The organism is Streptomyces sp. NBC_01275 (assembly GCF_026340655.1).
Classification (GTDB): domain Bacteria; phylum Actinomycetota; class Actinomycetes; order Streptomycetales; family Streptomycetaceae; genus Streptomyces.
The window spans coordinates 6,897,159-6,912,718 of record NZ_JAPEOZ010000001.1; the positions used below are offsets into that span (position 1 = coordinate 6,897,159).

Annotated in this window: 14 protein-coding genes; 13 read left to right on the top strand and 1 reads right to left on the bottom strand. The window is 70.9% G+C overall.

All coding sequences use genetic code 11. From position 1 onward, the window contains the following. The first annotated feature begins 20 nt into the window (after nt 1-20). From OG562_RS30710 to ftsH, 3 genes are all read left to right on the top strand, one after another. Entirely contained in the window at nt 21-2,480 is a 2,460-nt protein-coding gene (locus OG562_RS30710) for a [protein-PII] uridylyltransferase (protein WP_266403650.1), read from the top strand. 220 nt (nt 2,481-2,700) lie between these two features. Further along, entirely contained in the window at nt 2,701-4,251 is a 1,551-nt protein-coding gene (ffh, locus tag OG562_RS30715; protein ID WP_266403652.1) for a signal recognition particle protein, read from the top strand. A 131-nt stretch (nt 4,252-4,382) separates the two neighbouring features. Next, nucleotides 4,383-6,323 (top strand): ATP-dependent zinc metalloprotease FtsH, encoded by a 1,941-nt coding sequence (gene ftsH / locus OG562_RS30720; protein WP_266403653.1) that lies wholly within the window; start codon nt 4,383-4,385, stop codon nt 6,321-6,323. An 8-nt stretch (nt 6,324-6,331) separates the two neighbouring features. Here ftsH and OG562_RS30725 read toward each other — a convergent pair whose 3' ends face one another. After that, entirely contained in the window at nt 6,332-7,234 is a 903-nt protein-coding gene (locus OG562_RS30725) for an SAM-dependent methyltransferase (protein ID WP_266403655.1), read from the bottom strand. Nucleotides 7,235-7,433: 199 nt separating this feature from the next. Here OG562_RS30725 and proS point away from each other — a divergent pair, with 199 nt between their 5' ends. The 10 genes from proS to lepB (OG562_RS30775) all read left to right on the top strand — a co-directional run bounded on the left by proS (nt 7,434) and on the right by lepB (OG562_RS30775) (nt 15,464). Next, nucleotides 7,434-8,849 (top strand): proline--tRNA ligase, encoded by a 1,416-nt coding sequence (gene proS / locus OG562_RS30730; protein ID WP_266403657.1) that lies wholly within the window; start codon nt 7,434-7,436, stop codon nt 8,847-8,849. 260 nt (nt 8,850-9,109) lie between these two features. Further along, a complete protein-coding gene (locus OG562_RS30735; RefSeq protein WP_069773287.1) occupies nt 9,110-9,706 on the top strand; it encodes a hypothetical protein in 597 nt (198 codons plus the stop codon). Nucleotides 9,707-10,001: 295 nt separating this feature from the next. Further along, complete coding sequence (gene rpsP / locus OG562_RS30740) at nt 10,002-10,424, top strand: 30S ribosomal protein S16 (RefSeq protein WP_256906009.1); 423 nt, start codon at nt 10,002-10,004, stop codon at nt 10,422-10,424. A gap of 5 nt (nt 10,425-10,429) precedes the next feature. Beyond that, a complete protein-coding gene (locus OG562_RS30745) occupies nt 10,430-10,669 on the top strand; it encodes an RNA-binding protein (protein ID WP_003973401.1) in 240 nt (79 codons plus the stop codon). 112 nt (nt 10,670-10,781) lie between these two features. Continuing rightward, a complete protein-coding gene (rimM, locus tag OG562_RS30750) occupies nt 10,782-11,366 on the top strand; it encodes a ribosome maturation factor RimM (RefSeq protein ID WP_266403660.1) in 585 nt (194 codons plus the stop codon). Further along, a complete protein-coding gene (gene trmD / locus OG562_RS30755; RefSeq protein WP_266403662.1) occupies nt 11,366-12,199 on the top strand; it encodes a tRNA (guanosine(37)-N1)-methyltransferase TrmD in 834 nt (277 codons plus the stop codon). Before rimM ends, trmD begins: the two co-directional genes overlap by 1 nt. A gap of 137 nt (nt 12,200-12,336) precedes the next feature. After that, nucleotides 12,337-12,687 carry a 50S ribosomal protein L19 gene (gene rplS, locus OG562_RS30760; protein WP_266403664.1) on the top strand — a complete coding sequence of 117 codons (351 nt, stop codon included), beginning with the start codon at nt 12,337-12,339 and terminating at the stop codon, nt 12,685-12,687. A gap of 45 nt (nt 12,688-12,732) precedes the next feature. Further along, a complete protein-coding gene (lepB, locus tag OG562_RS30765) occupies nt 12,733-13,461 on the top strand; it encodes a signal peptidase I (protein ID WP_266403666.1) in 729 nt (242 codons plus the stop codon). Beyond that, nucleotides 13,454-14,554 carry a signal peptidase I gene (lepB, locus tag OG562_RS30770; RefSeq protein ID WP_266403668.1) on the top strand — a complete coding sequence of 367 codons (1,101 nt, stop codon included), beginning with the start codon at nt 13,454-13,456 and terminating at the stop codon, nt 14,552-14,554. Before lepB (OG562_RS30765) ends, lepB (OG562_RS30770) begins: the two co-directional genes overlap by 8 nt. Next, the gene (gene lepB / locus OG562_RS30775; RefSeq protein ID WP_266403670.1) at nt 14,442-15,464 is read left to right on the top strand and encodes a signal peptidase I; all 1,023 of its coding nucleotides are present in this window, start codon (nt 14,442-14,444) and stop codon (nt 15,462-15,464) included. Before lepB (OG562_RS30770) ends, lepB (OG562_RS30775) begins: the two co-directional genes overlap by 113 nt. The last annotated feature ends 96 nt before the right edge of the window (nt 15,465-15,560 follow it).

Consider the following 15,560-nt stretch of genomic DNA (forward strand, 5'->3'; position numbering starts at 1 on the left):
AACAGAACAGGAGTCGCTGGGTGACGAGTACGGACGTGCGCAAGGATGCAGAGGACTCGGGACCCAGCGGCTACGCGGCGGCCCGGCTGCGCCTCCTCACCGAGGGGGTGCGGTCCGGGCCGCCGCGCCGTGCGGCCCTCGCCGAACTGACGGACGAATGGCTGGCGGGCCTGTTCACGGCGGGCGCCGAGGACCTCAAGGGCGTCTCCCTGGTCGCCGTCGGCGGCTACGGGCGCGGCGAGCTCTCCCCGCGCAGCGACCTCGACCTCCTGCTGCTGCACGACGGCGGCGACTCCAAGGCCGTGGCCGCCCTCGCCGACCGCCTCTGGTACCCCGTCTGGGACCTCGGCCTCGCCCTCGACCACTCGGTCCGCACCCCGGCCGAGGCCCGCAAGACCGCCGGTGAGGACCTGAAGGTCCAACTCGGCCTCCTGGACGCCCGCCATCTCGCCGGGGACCTCGCGCTGACGGCGGGACTGCGTACGTCCGTCCTCGCCGACTGGCGCAACCAGGCGCCCAAGCGCCTCCCCGAACTCCAGGAACTGTGCACCGAGCGCGCCGAACGCCAGGGCGAGCTGCAGTACCTGCTGGAACCGGACCTGAAGGAGGCGCGGGGCGGACTGAGAGACGCCACCGCCCTGCGCGCCGTCGCCGCCTCCTGGCTCGCCGACGCCCCGCGCGAGGGCCTCGACGACGCCCGCCGCCGCCTCCTCGACGTCCGCGACGCCCTCCACCTGGCCACCGGCCGCGCCACCGACCGACTCGCCCTCCAGGAGCAGGACCAGGTCGCCGCCGAGCTCGGCCTCCTCGACGCGGACACACTCCTGCGGCAGGTGTACGAGGCGGCGCGCGTCATCTCGTACGCCAGTGACGTCACCTGGCGTGAAGTGGGGCGTGTGCTGCGGTCGCGCGCCGTCAGGCCCCGGCTGCGCGCCATGCTGGGCGGCGGCGCCAAGCCCGCCGGCGAGCGGTCCCCGCTGGCCGAAGGCGTGGTCGAGCAGGACGGCGAGGTGGTGCTCGCCCGCGCCGCCCGCCCCGAACGCGACCCCGTGCTCCCGCTGCGCGCCGCGGCCGCCGCCGCCCAGGCCGGCCTCCCGCTCTCCCTGCACGCGGTACGGCGGCTGGCGGCCACCGTGCGCCCGCTGCCCACCCCCTGGCCCGCCGAGGCCCGCGAACAGCTCGTGACCCTCCTCGGCTCGGGCCAGCCGACCATCGAGGTCTGGGAGGCGCTGGAGGCCGAAGGCCTGATCACCCGGCTGCTGCCCGACTGGGAGCGGGTGCGCTGCCGCCCGCAGCGCAACGCCGTGCACATCTGGACCGTGGACCGGCACCTCATCGAGACCGCCGTCCGCGCCTCCGAGTTCACCCGTCGCGTCAGCCGCCCCGACCTCCTCCTCGTCGCCGCGCTGCTGCACGACATCGGCAAGGGCTGGCCCGGCGACCACTCGGTGGCCGGCGAGATCATCGCCAAGGACGTCGCCGCCCGCATCGGCTTCGACCGCGCGGACGTCGCCGTCCTCGCCGCCCTCGTACGCCAGCACCTGCTGCTCATCGAGACCGCCACCCGGCGCGACCTGGAGGACCCGGCCACCGTGCGCGCGGTCGCCGAGGCCGTCGGGACACAGAGCACCCTGGAGCTGCTGCACGCGCTCACCGAGGCGGACGCGCTGGCCACCGGGCCCGCCGCCTGGTCCTCCTGGCGAGGTTCGCTCGTGGCGGACCTGGTCAGGCGGGTCGCGGCGGTCCTCGCCGGGAACGAACTCGACGAACCCGACGCCGCCGCGCCCACCGCCGAGCAGGAACGGCTCGCCATCGAGGCGATCGCCACCGGCAGCCCGGTGCTCGCCCTGCGCGCCCAGACCGAGCCGCCCGCCGACTCCGCGGGAGACCAGCCGCCCGGCGACCCCGAACCGCTCGGCGTGGAGCTGCTCATCGCCGTGCCCGACCAGGAGGGCGTGCTGCCCGCCGTGGCCGGCGTCCTCGCCATGCACCGCCTGACCGTCCGCACCGCCGAACTGCGCGCCCTGGACCTGCCGGACGGCGTCGAGGGCTCCGTCCTGCTGCTGAACTGGCGGGTCGCCGCGGAGTACGGCTCCCTGCCCCAGGCGGCCCGGCTGCGCGCCGACCTCGTACGGGCGCTGGACGGCTCGCTGGACATCGCGGGCCGGCTCGCGGAACGCGACGCGGCCTACCCCCGTCGCCGTGGCGTGGTCGCGCCGCCGCCGCGCGTCACGGTCGCCTCCGCCGCCTCCCGGCACGCCACGGTGATCGAGGTGCGCGCCCAGGACGCCCCGGGACTGCTGTTCCGGCTCGGCCGCTCCCTGGAGGACGAGGGGCTGCGGGTGCGCAGCATGCACGTCTCCACCCTCGGCGCGAACGCCGTGGACGCCTTCTACGTCACAGGCGGCAAGGGCCTGCCCCTGCCGGGCGAGGAGGCGACGGCCGTGGCCCGCAAGCTGGAGGAGATCCTGCGGGGGTGACCTCGCGGTCGCGTCATGCGTCAAGCGGATGTGCTCCCCGCCGCTGCGGGGGTGGTCCGCTGCGCGGCAATGGCCGGCTCCCCGAGGCCGAGTGCTCCCCGCCGACGCGGGGCTTCCGTCCCCGCCCGCCGAGTACGGCGGGCGGGGACGAATTACTTGTGGGGCCGGATACCCTGGAGGGCAGCCCAAACTGTCGCCGACTCCAAGGACCGACGCCGCCGTGTTCGATACTCTTTCCGACCGCCTGTCAGCCACTTTCAAGTCCCTGCGGGGCAAGGGTCGGCTGTCCGAGGCGGACATCGACGCCACGGCCCGTGAAATCCGCATCGCGCTCCTCGAAGCGGACGTGGCCCTGCCGGTCGTCCGGACCTTCATCAAGAACGTCAAGGACAGGGCGCTCGGCTCCGACGTCTCCAAGGCGCTGAACCCCGCCCAGCAGGTCCTCAAGATCGTCAACGAAGAGCTGGTCACGATCCTGGGCGGGGAGACCCGACGCCTGCGCTTCGCCAAGCAGCCGCCGACCGTGATCATGCTCGCCGGTCTCCAGGGCGCCGGTAAGACCACCCTCGCGGGCAAGCTGGGCAAGTGGCTGAAGGACCAGGGCCACTCGCCGCTGCTGGTGGCCGCCGACCTCCAGCGCCCCAACGCCGTCAACCAGCTCAGCGTCGTGGCCGAGCGGGCCGGGGTGTCCGTCTACGCGCCGCAGCCGGGCAACGGCGTGGGCGACCCGGTGCAGGTCGCCAGGGACTCCATCGAGTACGCGAAGACCAAGGTCCACGACATCGTGATCGTGGACACCGCCGGCCGTCTCGGCATCGACCAGGAGCTGATGCAGCAGGCCGCGGACATCCGCGACGCGGTCAGCCCCGACGAGATCCTCTTCGTCGTCGACGCGATGATCGGCCAGGACGCGGTCAACACGGCCGAGTCCTTCCGGGACGGCGTCGGCTTCGACGGCGTGGTCCTTTCCAAGCTCGACGGCGACGCCCGTGGTGGCGCCGCCCTGTCGATCGCCTCGGTCACCGGCAAGCCGATCATGTTCGCGTCGAACGGCGAGAAGCTCGACGACTTCGACGCGTTCCACCCTGACCGGATGGCCTCCCGCATCCTCGACATGGGTGACCTGCTCACCCTGATCGAGCAGGCGGAGAAGACGTTCAGTCAGGAAGAGGCCGAGAAGATGGCCTCCAAGCTGGCGTCCAAGAAGGGCCAGGACTTCACGCTCGACGACTTCCTGTCCCAGATGGAGCAGGTCAGGAAGATGGGCAGCATCAGCAAGCTGCTCGGCATGCTGCCCGGCATGGGCCAGATCAAGGACCAGATCAACAACCTCGACGAGCGGGACGTCGACCGCACGGCCGCCATCATCAAGTCGATGACCCCGGCCGAGCGCCAGGAGCCGACGATCATCAACGGCTCCCGCCGCGCCCGTATCGCCAAGGGCTCCGGTGTCGAGGTCAGCGCGGTGAAGGGCCTGGTCGAGCGGTTCTTCGAGGCGCGCAAGATGATGTCCCGCATGGCCCAGGGCGGCGGCATGCCCGGGATGCCCGGGATGCCGGGCATGGGCGGCGGCCCCGGCCGGCAGAAGAAGCAGCCGAAGCAGGCCAAGGGCAAGCAGCGCTCCGGCAACCCGATGAAGCGCAGGCAGCAGGAGCTGGAGGAGGCCCAGCGCCGCGAGGCCCAGGCCCAGGGCGGCAACGCGTTCGGGCTGCCCCAGCAGGGCGCCCAGGACTTCGAGCTGCCGGACGAGTTCAAGAAGTTCATGGGCTGAGTGCCCTGTCGGCTCGCCGACTACGTCGCCGAGTGCATCGCCGAGGGCGCCCTTCTCCGGAAGGGCGCCCTCGGTGTCTCTGCCGGTCTTCTGCGCGTGCCGGTGCCCGAAGGGTGTCGTAACGTCCCGATATGACCAACCCTGCGCCGCCACGGAAGTCGCCCGACCAGCCCTGGCGTACCGAGGGCGCCCCCGAGGAGCCGCCGAAGCCGCCGTCCGGCGGGCGGAGGATGCGCGGCGGCTGGTGGAGCCTGATCCTCGCCGCGCTGGTCGTGTACCTGATCGCGAACCTGGTGCTGTCGTTCTTCAACGAAGGCGACGAGCCGACGATCTCGTACACGGAGTTCAGCAAGCAGGTCGACGCGGGCAACGTCAGCAAGATCTACGCCAAGGGCGACGCGATCCAGGGGCAGCTGAAGAAGTCCGAGAAGAACCCCGACGGCGGCGGGTCGTACACCAAGTTCAACACCCAGCGGCCGTCCTTCGCGGACGACCAGCTCTGGGAGGACCTGACCAAGAACAACGTCACGGTCACCGCGGAGCCGGTCGTCCAGCACCGCAGCTTTCTGGCCAATCTGCTGATCTCGTTGGCGCCGATGCTGGTGCTCATCGCGGTGTGGGTGTTCATCGCCCGGCGGATGCGCGCGGGCGGACTGGGCGGCGCGGGCGGCATGCTCGGCCGCAAGGCCCCGCCCAAGCCGGTCGAGCTGGAGCCGGGACAGCAGCGGACGACGTTCGAGGACGTGGCCGGCATCGACGAGGTCGAGGGCGAGCTGAACGACGTCGTCGACTTCCTGAAGAACCCCGACGCCTATCGCAGGATGGGCGCCAAGATGCCCCGGGGCGTACTGCTCGCCGGGCCGCCCGGCACCGGCAAGACGCTGCTCGCACGGGCCGTCGCGGGGGAGGCGGGGGTGCCCTTCTTCTCCGCCTCGGCGTCCGAGTTCATCGAGATGATCGTCGGCGTCGGCGCGTCCCGGGTGCGCGAGCTGTTCGCCGAGGCCCGCAAGGTGGCGCCGTCGATCATCTTCATCGACGAGATCGACACCATCGGGCGGGCCCGCGGCGGGGGCGGGAGCGTGGGCGGCCATGACGAGCGCGAGCAGACCCTCAACCAGATCCTCACGGAGATGGACGGCTTCTCGGGCTCGGAGGGCGTCATCGTGATCGCCGCGACCAACCGCGCCGACGTCCTGGACCCGGCCCTGACCCGCCCCGGACGCTTCGACCGGGTGGTCATGGTCTCGCCCCCGGACCGCGGCGGCCGTGCGGCGATCCTGGAGATCCACACCCGCGAGATCCCGCTCGCCGAGGGCGTCGACCTCGCCCGGGTCGCCCGCAGCACCCCCGGCATGACCGGCGCCGACCTGGCCAACCTCGCCAACGAGGCCGCCCTCCTCGCCGTCAAGCGCCAACAGGAGCAGGTGACCCAGGCCGACCTCTCGGAAGCCCTGGAGAAGGTCCAGCTCGGCGCGGAACGCCCGCTGGTGATGCCCGAGGAGGAGCGGCGCAGGACCGCGTACCACGAGAGCGGTCACGCCCTGCTGGGGATGCTCCAGCCGGGCGCCGACCCCGTTCGCAAGATCACCATCGTGCCGCGCGGGCGGGCGCTCGGGGTGACGCTGTCGACGCCGGACGCGGACCGCTACGCGTACACGGAGGAGTACCTGCGCGGCCGGATCATCGGGGCGCTCGGCGGGATGGCGGCCGAGCAGGTGGTCTACGGGGTCGTCACGACCGGCGCGGAGAACGACCTCGAACAGGTCACGTCGATCGTGCGCGGGATGGTCGCCCGCTGGGGCATGAGCGACCGCGTCGGCCGGCTCTCGGCGCTGCCGGAGGACTTCCAGCAGGCCTACGGACTCGCCGCCGCCCCGGCCACCCTCGACGCCATCGACCACGAGATGCGGCGCATCGTCGACGAGTGCTACGAGGAGGCGTGCCGCAAACTGGTCGATCACCGTGGGCAGCTGGACGCCCTGGCCGAGGCGCTGCTGGCGAACGAGACGCTGGAGGAGGCGGACGCGTACCGCATCGCGGGCGTCGCCCGGCTGACGAAGGAGGAGGCGTAGCAGGCAGGTCAGGGGGTGCGCGCGATCAGATACCGGAACACGTTCGGCATCCAGACCGCCCCGTCCCGCCGCTGGTACGGGTGCAGCGCCTCCGTCAGCTCCTTGTCGACCTGTTCCTGGTCCGTCGCCGCGATCGCCGTGTCGAACAGGCCGGTGGACAGCAGGCCCTTGACGGCGCTGTCGACCCCGGCGTACCCGAACGGGCAGGCCACCCGGCCCGATCCGTCCGGCTTCAGCCCCGCCCGTCGGGCGATCTCCTCCAGGTCGTCGCGCAGGGGCGGCCTGGTCGCGACCCGCAGCACGGACGCCGTGGCGCAGCGCTCCGGGGGACCCCAGCCGGCGAGCACCACCGGCGCCCCGCGCTCGGCGAGCGGTGTCGCCTCGGCGAGCAGACCGAGCAGCCGGTCCGCGTCTCCCGCACGGCACCCGACGGGCTCGAAGGCGGTCACCAGGGTGTACGCGGGCGTCTCCGCGTCGGCCGCGTCCTCGGGTGAGCCGTCGATGAGCCGGATACTCTTGCTGCTGTTCGCTCCGCTGTTCCCTCCGCTGTTCCCTCCTCCGCCCTTTGCGCCGTCACGCGTGCGTGCGCTTCCCGTCTCCGGGAGCAGTCGCTCGTGTGTCTCCGGCAGCAGGCGCTCGCGCGCGAGGGCCAGCCGTTCGGGGCAGGAGGGCTCGACGCCGGTGAGGGCGGCGCCTCTGGTGGCCGCCATCAGCAGGGCCAGCCCCGCGCCGCAGCCGAGGCCCAGCAGCCGGGTGCCCGGGCCCACTTCCAGTCGCTCGTAGACGGCCTCGTAGAGCGGTACCAGCATCCGCTCCTGGATCTCCGACCAGTCACGCGCGCGTGCACCCCGGTCCACGTGGAGCGTCGGCCCCGCGTGAGGCAGGTGCTGCCGCACGAGCACAGGTGTCATGGATAAGCGCCCCAATCCGCCGAGAGTTGCCGCAGTAACCGATCAGGTGGCCCCCGTGCAGTGCGCTCGCACTTCCCCCGTATGTCAGGTAACTCCGCCTCCGCGACCGCGTCCAGGGGTTGTGGCGGCCGGTTTGTGGTCTGGCTGTGCGGGTGAAAAGAATTCACACCCCGGCAACGTGGGCCCGTACCATCGCGCCATGGCAAAGGCTCCCGTTCTCACCCCGCGGGCGGACGACTTCCCCCGCTGGTACCAGGATCTGATCAACAAGGCGGAACTGGCCGACAACGGCCCGGTGCGCGGCACGATGGTGATCCGACCGTACGGGTACGGGCTGTGGGAGCGGATGCAGGCGGAGATGGACGCCCGCATCAAGGAGACGGGCGCCGAGAACGCGTACTTCCCGCTGCTGATCCCGCAGTCGTACCTCACGCGCGAGGCGGACCACGTCGAGGGCTTCGCGCCCGAGCTGGCCGTGGTCACGCACGGCGGCGGCAAGGAGCTGGAGGAGCCGGCGGTCGTGCGGCCCACCTCCGAGACGATCGTCAACGAGTACTTCTCCAAGTGGGTGCAGAGCTACCGCGACCTGCCCCTGCTGATCAACCAGTGGGCCAACGTGGTCCGCTGGGAACTGCGGCCCCGCCTCTTCCTGCGGACGTCGGAGTTCCTGTGGCAGGAGGGCCACACCGCGCACGCCACCTACGAGGAGGCCCGCGACTTCGCCGCGCACATCCAGCGCGAGGTCTACGGCGACTTCCTGCGCAACGTCCTCGCGATCGACTTCGTCTCCGGCCGCAAGACCGTCAGGGAGCGCTTCGCGGGCGCGATCAACACGCTCACGCTCGAGAGCATGATGGGCGACGGCAAGGCCCTGCAGATGGTCACCAGCCATGAGCTGGGCCAGAACTTCGCCAAGGCCTTCAACACCCGGTACCTGTCGAAGGAGGGCGCTCAGGAGCTGGTGTGGCAGACCTCCTGGGGCTCGACGACCCGCATGATCGGCGCCCTGGTGATGACCCACGGCGACGACGACGGTCTGCGGGTGCCGCCGCGGCTGGCGCACATCCAGGTCGTCGTGCTGGCGATCAAGGGCGACGCGGCGGTTCTGGCCAAGGTCCGCGAGATCGGCGACCGGCTGAAGGCGGCCGGCGTCCGCGTCCGGGTCGACGACCGCACCGACGTCCCCTTCGGGCGGCGCGCGGTCGACTGGGAGCTCAAGGGCGTGCCGGTCCGCGTCGAGGTCGGGCCCCGCGACCTGGAGAACGGCACGGCGATGCTGGCCCGTCGCATCCCGGGAGGCAAGGAGCCGGTGGCGATCGACACGCTCGTCGAGCTGCTCCCCGGGATCTTCGAGGAGGACCAGGCGCTGCTGCTGAGGCAGTCCCGCGAGCGCCGCGAGTCCCGTACGACGGACGTGTCCACCCTGGAGGAGGCGGCCGAGGCGGCTGCAGCCGGCGGCTGGGCGCGCGTCCCGTGGGCGACCCTCGGCGAGGAGGGCGAGGCCAGGCTGTCCGAGCAGTCGCTGACCGTACGGTGTCTGGTCGCCGAGGACGGGTCGGTGCCGGACGACGGGGACGCTCCCGGTAACGTCGCGATCGTCGCGCGCGCTTACTGAGACGGCGCCCTCCGCCGCGAGAGCGACCGAAAGGCCTCTTGCGCATCCGCCGCAGTCACCCACCCCGGCGTGTGGACACCGTCTACGCGCCGGGTCGTACGGAGGACTACGCACCAGCTTGGTATGAGCTGTGAGGCTTCTCCGCAGATCAGCGCACCCGCCCTCGTCAGGACGCATCAGCGGCAACTGACGGGTACGTGCAAATTATTTGGGATGCCCCGGAATAGGAACACAGGGGCACCCCCGCTCGTTGTCATTACGTGAGCACGACACAGACACCACCTGTTCTCGCCGCAGAGCTGGCAGAGGCGTGGGCCGACATTCAGCGGTACCACCCCGAACTGCCGGATCTTGCCGCGCCAGAGTCCCTGATCGGGGAGTCGTCGTCCGCCTGCGGTCACGAGCTCTCCTTCGAGCGACTGCTTCATGAGGCAGTCCATGGCATCGCCGCCGCCCGCGGCGTCCGCGACACGTCCCGGGCCGGCCGCTACCACAACCGCAGATTCCTCGCGATCGCCGAGGAACTGGGCCTGGACCACCCAGAGGAGCCGCACCCCAGCAGCGGCTTCTCGCTCGTCACGCTCAACCCCGAGGCCAAGCGCCGCTACCGTCCGACGATCGAGCGTCTCCAGCGGGCCCTGAAGGCCCACACGGCGGCCACCTCCGCCGACACCGCCCGCACCTTCCGCGGCCCGGCCGCCCGCCACGGCTCCTCCGGCGGCGGCGTCCGAGTGAAGGCGGTCTGCGACTGCGGTCGCAATGTGCGCGTGGTGCCGTCGGTCCTGGCCCAGGCGCCGATCGTGTGCGGGGGCTGCGGCAAGCCGTTCCGGATCCCCGAGATCGCGGGCGCGGCCTAGCAAGGGTGTGACGGTATTCATGCACCGGCATCTCGTGGCTGCCGGTTCAGCGTGGTGGGGGGCGCCGCCTTCGCGGCGGCCCCCCGCCGGCGCCGGGCGCTTCTTACGCATGCCCGCGATTCCCCCTCGGTCGGAAGCGACCCGCAGGCTGTGGCACAATGACTAGCTGTACTCGACAGTCGCATAGGACCCCTCTCTCCTCCGGCTGACGCGTCCATCGGGCACTCGGGTACCGCAACCCCACGCGGCCATCTCGCCGTGCCCAACCACGTCAAAAACAGGAGAGTCCACTCCCGTGGCAGTCAAGATCAAGCTGAAGCGTCTGGGCAAGATCCGTTCGCCTCACTACCGCATCGTCATCGCCGACTCCCGCACCCGTCGTGACGGCCGTGCGATCGAGGAGATCGGCAAGTACCAGCCGACCTACCACCCGTCGATCATCGAGGTGGACGCCGACCGCGTGGCGTACTGGCTGGGTGTCGGCGCGCAGCCGACCGAGCCCGTGCTCGCCATCCTGAAGAAGACCGGCGACTGGCAGAAGTTCAAGGGCGAGCCCGCCCCGGCTCCGCTGCTCGTCGCCGAGCCGAAGAAGGCGCGTCCGTCGTTCGAGGCCCTCGGTGGCGACGACTCGGGCAAGGGTGAGGCCATCACCCAGAAGAAGAAGGCCGAGAAGAAGGACGAGGCCGCCGCCGAGTCCTCTGAGTCGACCGAGGCCTGAGCAGCATGCTCGAAGAGGCGCTTGAGCACCTCGTGAAGGGCATCGTCGACAACCCCGACGATGTGCAGGTCGCCTCGCGCAACCTGCGTCGCGGGCGCGTGCTCGAGGTCCGGGTCCACCCCGACGACCTCGGCAAGGTGATCGGCCGCAACGGCCGCACCGCGCGCGCTCTGCGCACCGTCGTGGGCGCCATCGGCGGCCGCGGTGTCCGGGTCGACCTCGTCGACGTGGACCACGTTCGCTGACGCTTTCGCAGCACCGGCTCGGGCCGGGGAGGGCCACTGGGCCGTCCCCGGCCCGTAGTCGTATGGCCTTCACATTCAGGGCCTTCGTATGCATGACAGGAGATCAAGCACCGTGCAGTTGGTAGTCGCTCGCATCGGCCGCGCCCACGGCATCAAGGGTGAGGTCACCGTCGAGGTCCGCACCGACGAGCCGGAACTCCGGCTCGCCCCCGGCGCCGTGCTGGCCACCGACCCGGCCGCCACCGGTCCGCTCACCATCGAGGCCGGCCGCGTCCACAGCGGCCGCCTCCTGCTGCGCTTCGAGGGCGTACGCGACCGCACCGCCGCCGAGGCCCTGCGCAACACCCTCCTGATCGCCGACGTCGATCCGGAGGAACTGCCGGAGGACGAGGACGAGTACTACGACCATCAGCTGATGGACCTGGACGTGGTCACCGAGGACGGCGTCGAGGTCGGCCGGATCACCGAGATCTCGCACCTGCCCTCCCAGGACCTCTTCATCGTCGAGCGGCCCGACGGCAGCGAGGTGATGATCCCCTTCGTCGAGGCGATCGTCACCGAGATCGACCTGGAGGCGCAGCGGGCCGTCATCGACCCCCCGCCCGGCCTGATCGACGACCGCGCCGAGATCGCCTCTGCCCGGGAGACGGCCGAGGGCGAGCAGGGCACGGCCCAGGACGAGCAGGGCGCGTCGTGATGCGCCTCGACGTCGTCACGATCTTCCCCGAGTACCTCGACCCGCTGAACGTCTCCCTCGTCGGCAAGGCACGCGCGCGTGGACAGCTGAACGTGCACGTCCACGACCTGCGCCAGTGGACGTACGACCGCCACAACACCGTCGACGACACGCCCTACGGCGGCGGCCCCGGCATGGTCATGAAGACCGGCCCCTGGGGCGACGCCCTGGACTCCGCCCTCGCCGACGGCTACGAGACCGGCTCGCACGCGCCCGCGCTCATCGTGCCGACCCCCAGCGGCCGCCCCTTCACCCAGGAACTCGCCGTAGAGCTCTCCGAGCGCCCCTGGCTGATCTTCACCCCAGCCCGCTACGAGGGCATCGACCGACGCGTCATCGACGAGTACGCCACCCGGATCCCGGTCTACGAGGTCTCCATCGGCGACTACGTCCTGGCCGGCGGCGAGGCGGCCGTACTCGTCGTCACGGAGGCCGTGGCGCGACTGCTGCCCGGCGTGCTCGGCAACGCCGAGTCCCACCGCGACGACTCCTTCGCGCCCGGCGCCATGGCCAACCTCCTGGAAGGCCCCGTCTACACCAAGCCGCCGGCCTGGCGCGGCCGGGAGATCCCCGACGTGCTGCTCAGCGGCCACCACGGGAAGATCGCCCGGTGGCGCCGCGACGAGGCCCTGCGCCGCACGACGGCCCACCGGCCCGACCTGATCGAGCGCTGCGACCCCAAGGCCTTCGACAAGAAGGACCGCGAGATGCTCTCCATCCTGGGCTGGGCGCCCGACCCGGAGGGTGCGCCGTACGGTCGATTTTGGCGCAGGACCGAGAGCGTGGAAGAATAGGCCGCTGTTGTGCGCCGTCCGGTGTGCGCCCCTGCCGCAGGGGGACACGACGCCCGCCCCGACGGGCACACGGCACTCAATCCTCGAACATCTAGTTCCGTTGATGACCTGTGGCATCAGCGAAGAAAGCAGACGAAATGGCTCACCTGCTCGACTCCGTCGACGTTGCGTCGCTGCGCACCGACGTCCCGGCCTTCCGCCCGGGCGACACCGTCAACGTCCACGTCCGCGTCATCGAGGGCAACCGCTCCCGTGTGCAGCAGTTCAAGGGCGTAGTCATCCGCCGCCAGGGCGCCGGTGTCCGCGAGACCTTCACGGTCCGCAAGGTCTCCTTCTCCGTGGGCGTGGAGCGCACCTTCCCGGTGCACACCCCGATCGTCGAGAAGATCGAGCTCGTCACCCGCGGTGACGTGCGTCGCGCCAAGCTGTACTACCTCCGTGAGCTGCGCGGCAAGGCCGCGAAGATCAAGGAGAAGCGCGACAACTGAGTGCTCTGCGGGGTTCATAGAGGGGCCGGATAGCATCTGGCCCCGATGGACACCGAAGCACAGTCGACCGAGCGCGACCGCTCCTCCCGCCCTGCCGTCTCCGCGGACCCCTCACCAGAGGCCCCGGACACGGACGGACCGGAGGGACGGTCGCGTTTCGCGTTGGTGGCGTGGATCACGGACCGGATCCCGGGCGGCCGGTTCAGCCTGACCCTGCTGATCTGCCTGCTGTTTTTGCTGCTCCTCAACGCTTTCATGGCGCAACCGTTCCAGATTCCCAGCGGATCCATGGAGAACGGATTGAGGATCGGTGACCGGGTTCTCGTAAATAAGTTGGCGTACCGTTTCGGAGCCCGGCCCCAGCGCGGTGACGTGGTTGTGTTCGACGGCACCGGGTATTTCGGGGACGCCGACTACATCAAGCGCGTTGTGGGTGTAGGGGGAGATCACGTGGTCTGCTGCGACAAGGAGGGAAGGATCGAGGTGAACGGCCGGTCGGTCGACGAGTCGACGTTCCTGTATCCCGGAGACAGTCCGTCCACGGTGGACTTCGACGTCGTCGTGCCCGACGGCATGCTGTTCGTCCTCGGCGACCACCGCAGCCACTCCAGCGACTCCCGTGACCATCTGGGCTCGCCGGGCGGCGGCATGATCCCGGTCGACGACGTGATCGGGCGGGCGGACTGGATCGTCTGGCCCTTCGCGCATCTCACCCGCCTCGACCGCCCGAGCGTCTACGCGCGCGTGCCCGCCGCGGAGGGCGCCCATGGGTAACCGCGGCAGGCCGCGCGGCGTTCCGGTCAGCGCGGCGGAAGGCCTTCTGCCCACCGGCGCACGGCGCACGTCCGGCTCGGCCGGCGGACGCTCGCGCGCGGAGCGGCGCAAGCTCCAGCGCAAGGTCAAGCGCAAGCGCAGGCGCTCGGCCGTCCGGGAGATACCGCTCCTGGTCGGGGTCGCGGTGCTGATAGCCCTGGTCCTGAAGACCTTCCTGGTGCAGGCCTTCGTGATCCCGTCCGGCTCCATGGAGCAGACGATCCGGATCGGCGACCGCGTCCTGGTCGACAAGTTCACCCCGTGGTTCGGCTCCGAGCCCGAGCGCGGTGACGTCGTCGTGTTCAAGGACCCCGGCGGCTGGCTCAAGGACGAGCAGACCACCACGAAGAAGGACGACCCCATCGTCGTCAAGCAGATCAAGGAAGGGCTCACCTTCATCGGTCTGCTGCCGTCCGACGACGAGAAGGACCTCATCAAGCGGGTCGTCGGCGTGGGCGGCGACCACGTCGTGTGCTGTGACACGGAAGGGCGAGTCACGGTCAACGGCGTTCCCCTGAACGAGGGAAGCTATCTGTACCCCGGGAACGCCCCGTCCGACGCGGCGTTCGACATCACCGTCCCCGAGGGCCGGCTGTGGGTGATGGGCGACCACCGGGGCAACTCCGCGGACTCCCGCGCACACCAGAACACCGACTACGGCGGCACGGTGGCCCTGAGTTCCGTGGTCGGGCGGGCCAAGGTCATCGCCTGGCCCTTCGGTCACTGGACGTCCCTCAAGGAACCGCAAACCTTTTCCTCCGTGACCTCCGGCGCGGCCTCCACGGCGACCGGAGCCGCCCAGCAGTCGCATAGGGTTGCTCCTGACGATCCGAACGGAAGCGTCCGACAACTCCCGAGCCCTGCGGAACTCCCGCTCGTTATGGGAGTGGTGGGCCTGCGTCGTACATGGGGCAGGCAGCGGCACAGAGTGAGGAGTTGGCGTGGGGGATGTGGCGGTTGGCGCACGGTCCGGGCACGAGGGCGAGGAGCACGGCGGACGCCCCGTGGAAGCCGCCGACCCGGCTACGGACGGCGCCGTGACCTCCGGGAGTGACCCCGCGGCGGGCGGCGACGGCCCGCCCGCGGACGAGCCGCCCCGGGCCGAACGCGACGGGGAGGGGCCGGGCGGCCCGGCCCCCAAACCGAAGAAGCCGCGCTCCTTCTGGAAGGAGCTGCCGATCCTGATCTTCATCGCGCTCATCCTCGCGCTGCTGATCAAGACGTTCCTGGTGCAGGCCTTCTCGATCCCGTCCGCCTCGATGGAGAACACCCTCAAGGAGGGCGACCGGGTCCTCGTCGACAAGCTGACCCCGTGGTTCGGCTCCGAGCCCGAGCGCGGCGAGGTCGTCGTCTTCCACGACCCGGACAACTGGCTGGCCGGCGAGGCGACGACTGACCCGAACGCCCTGCAGACCTTCCTCAGCTGGATCGGCCTGATGCCGTCCGCGGAGGAGAAGGACCTCATCAAGCGGGTCATCGGCGTCGGCGGCGACACCGTCGCCTGCAAGGGCACGGGCCCGCTCACGGTCAACGGCAAGGCGCTCAACGAGCCGTACGTGTACCCGGGCAACACCCCGTGCAGCCAGGACGACCAGGGCGGCCAGTTCTCGGTGAAGATCCCCAAGGGCTACCTCTGGGTGATGGGCGACCACCGCCAGAACTCGCGCGACTCCCGCTACAACCAGTCGGACAAGAACCACGGCATGGTGCCCGTCGACCAGGTCGTCGGCCGCGCCATCGTCAAGGCCTGGCCGATCACCCGCTGGGGCACGCTGCCGGTGCCGGACACCTTCGACCAGACCGGCCTGAACACCCAGTCCTCGGCGTCCGCGGCCCTCACGGTCGCTCCCGAGGGCCTCGCCCTCGCCGGGGTCGTGCCGATCGCCCTGTGGCGCCGTCGGCGCGTGGGGGAGAGCGCGGGAGAGTCCGTGGCGGGGTCCGTGGGGGATTCCGCGACCCGCTGAGCCCGTCGCACCCGCCGGGTCGGTCCGCCGACTCGGCAAACCCTTTCCCAAGCTTGTGACCGAGGCCCGGGGAGAAGGGCTGACCTGGTTCGGTAC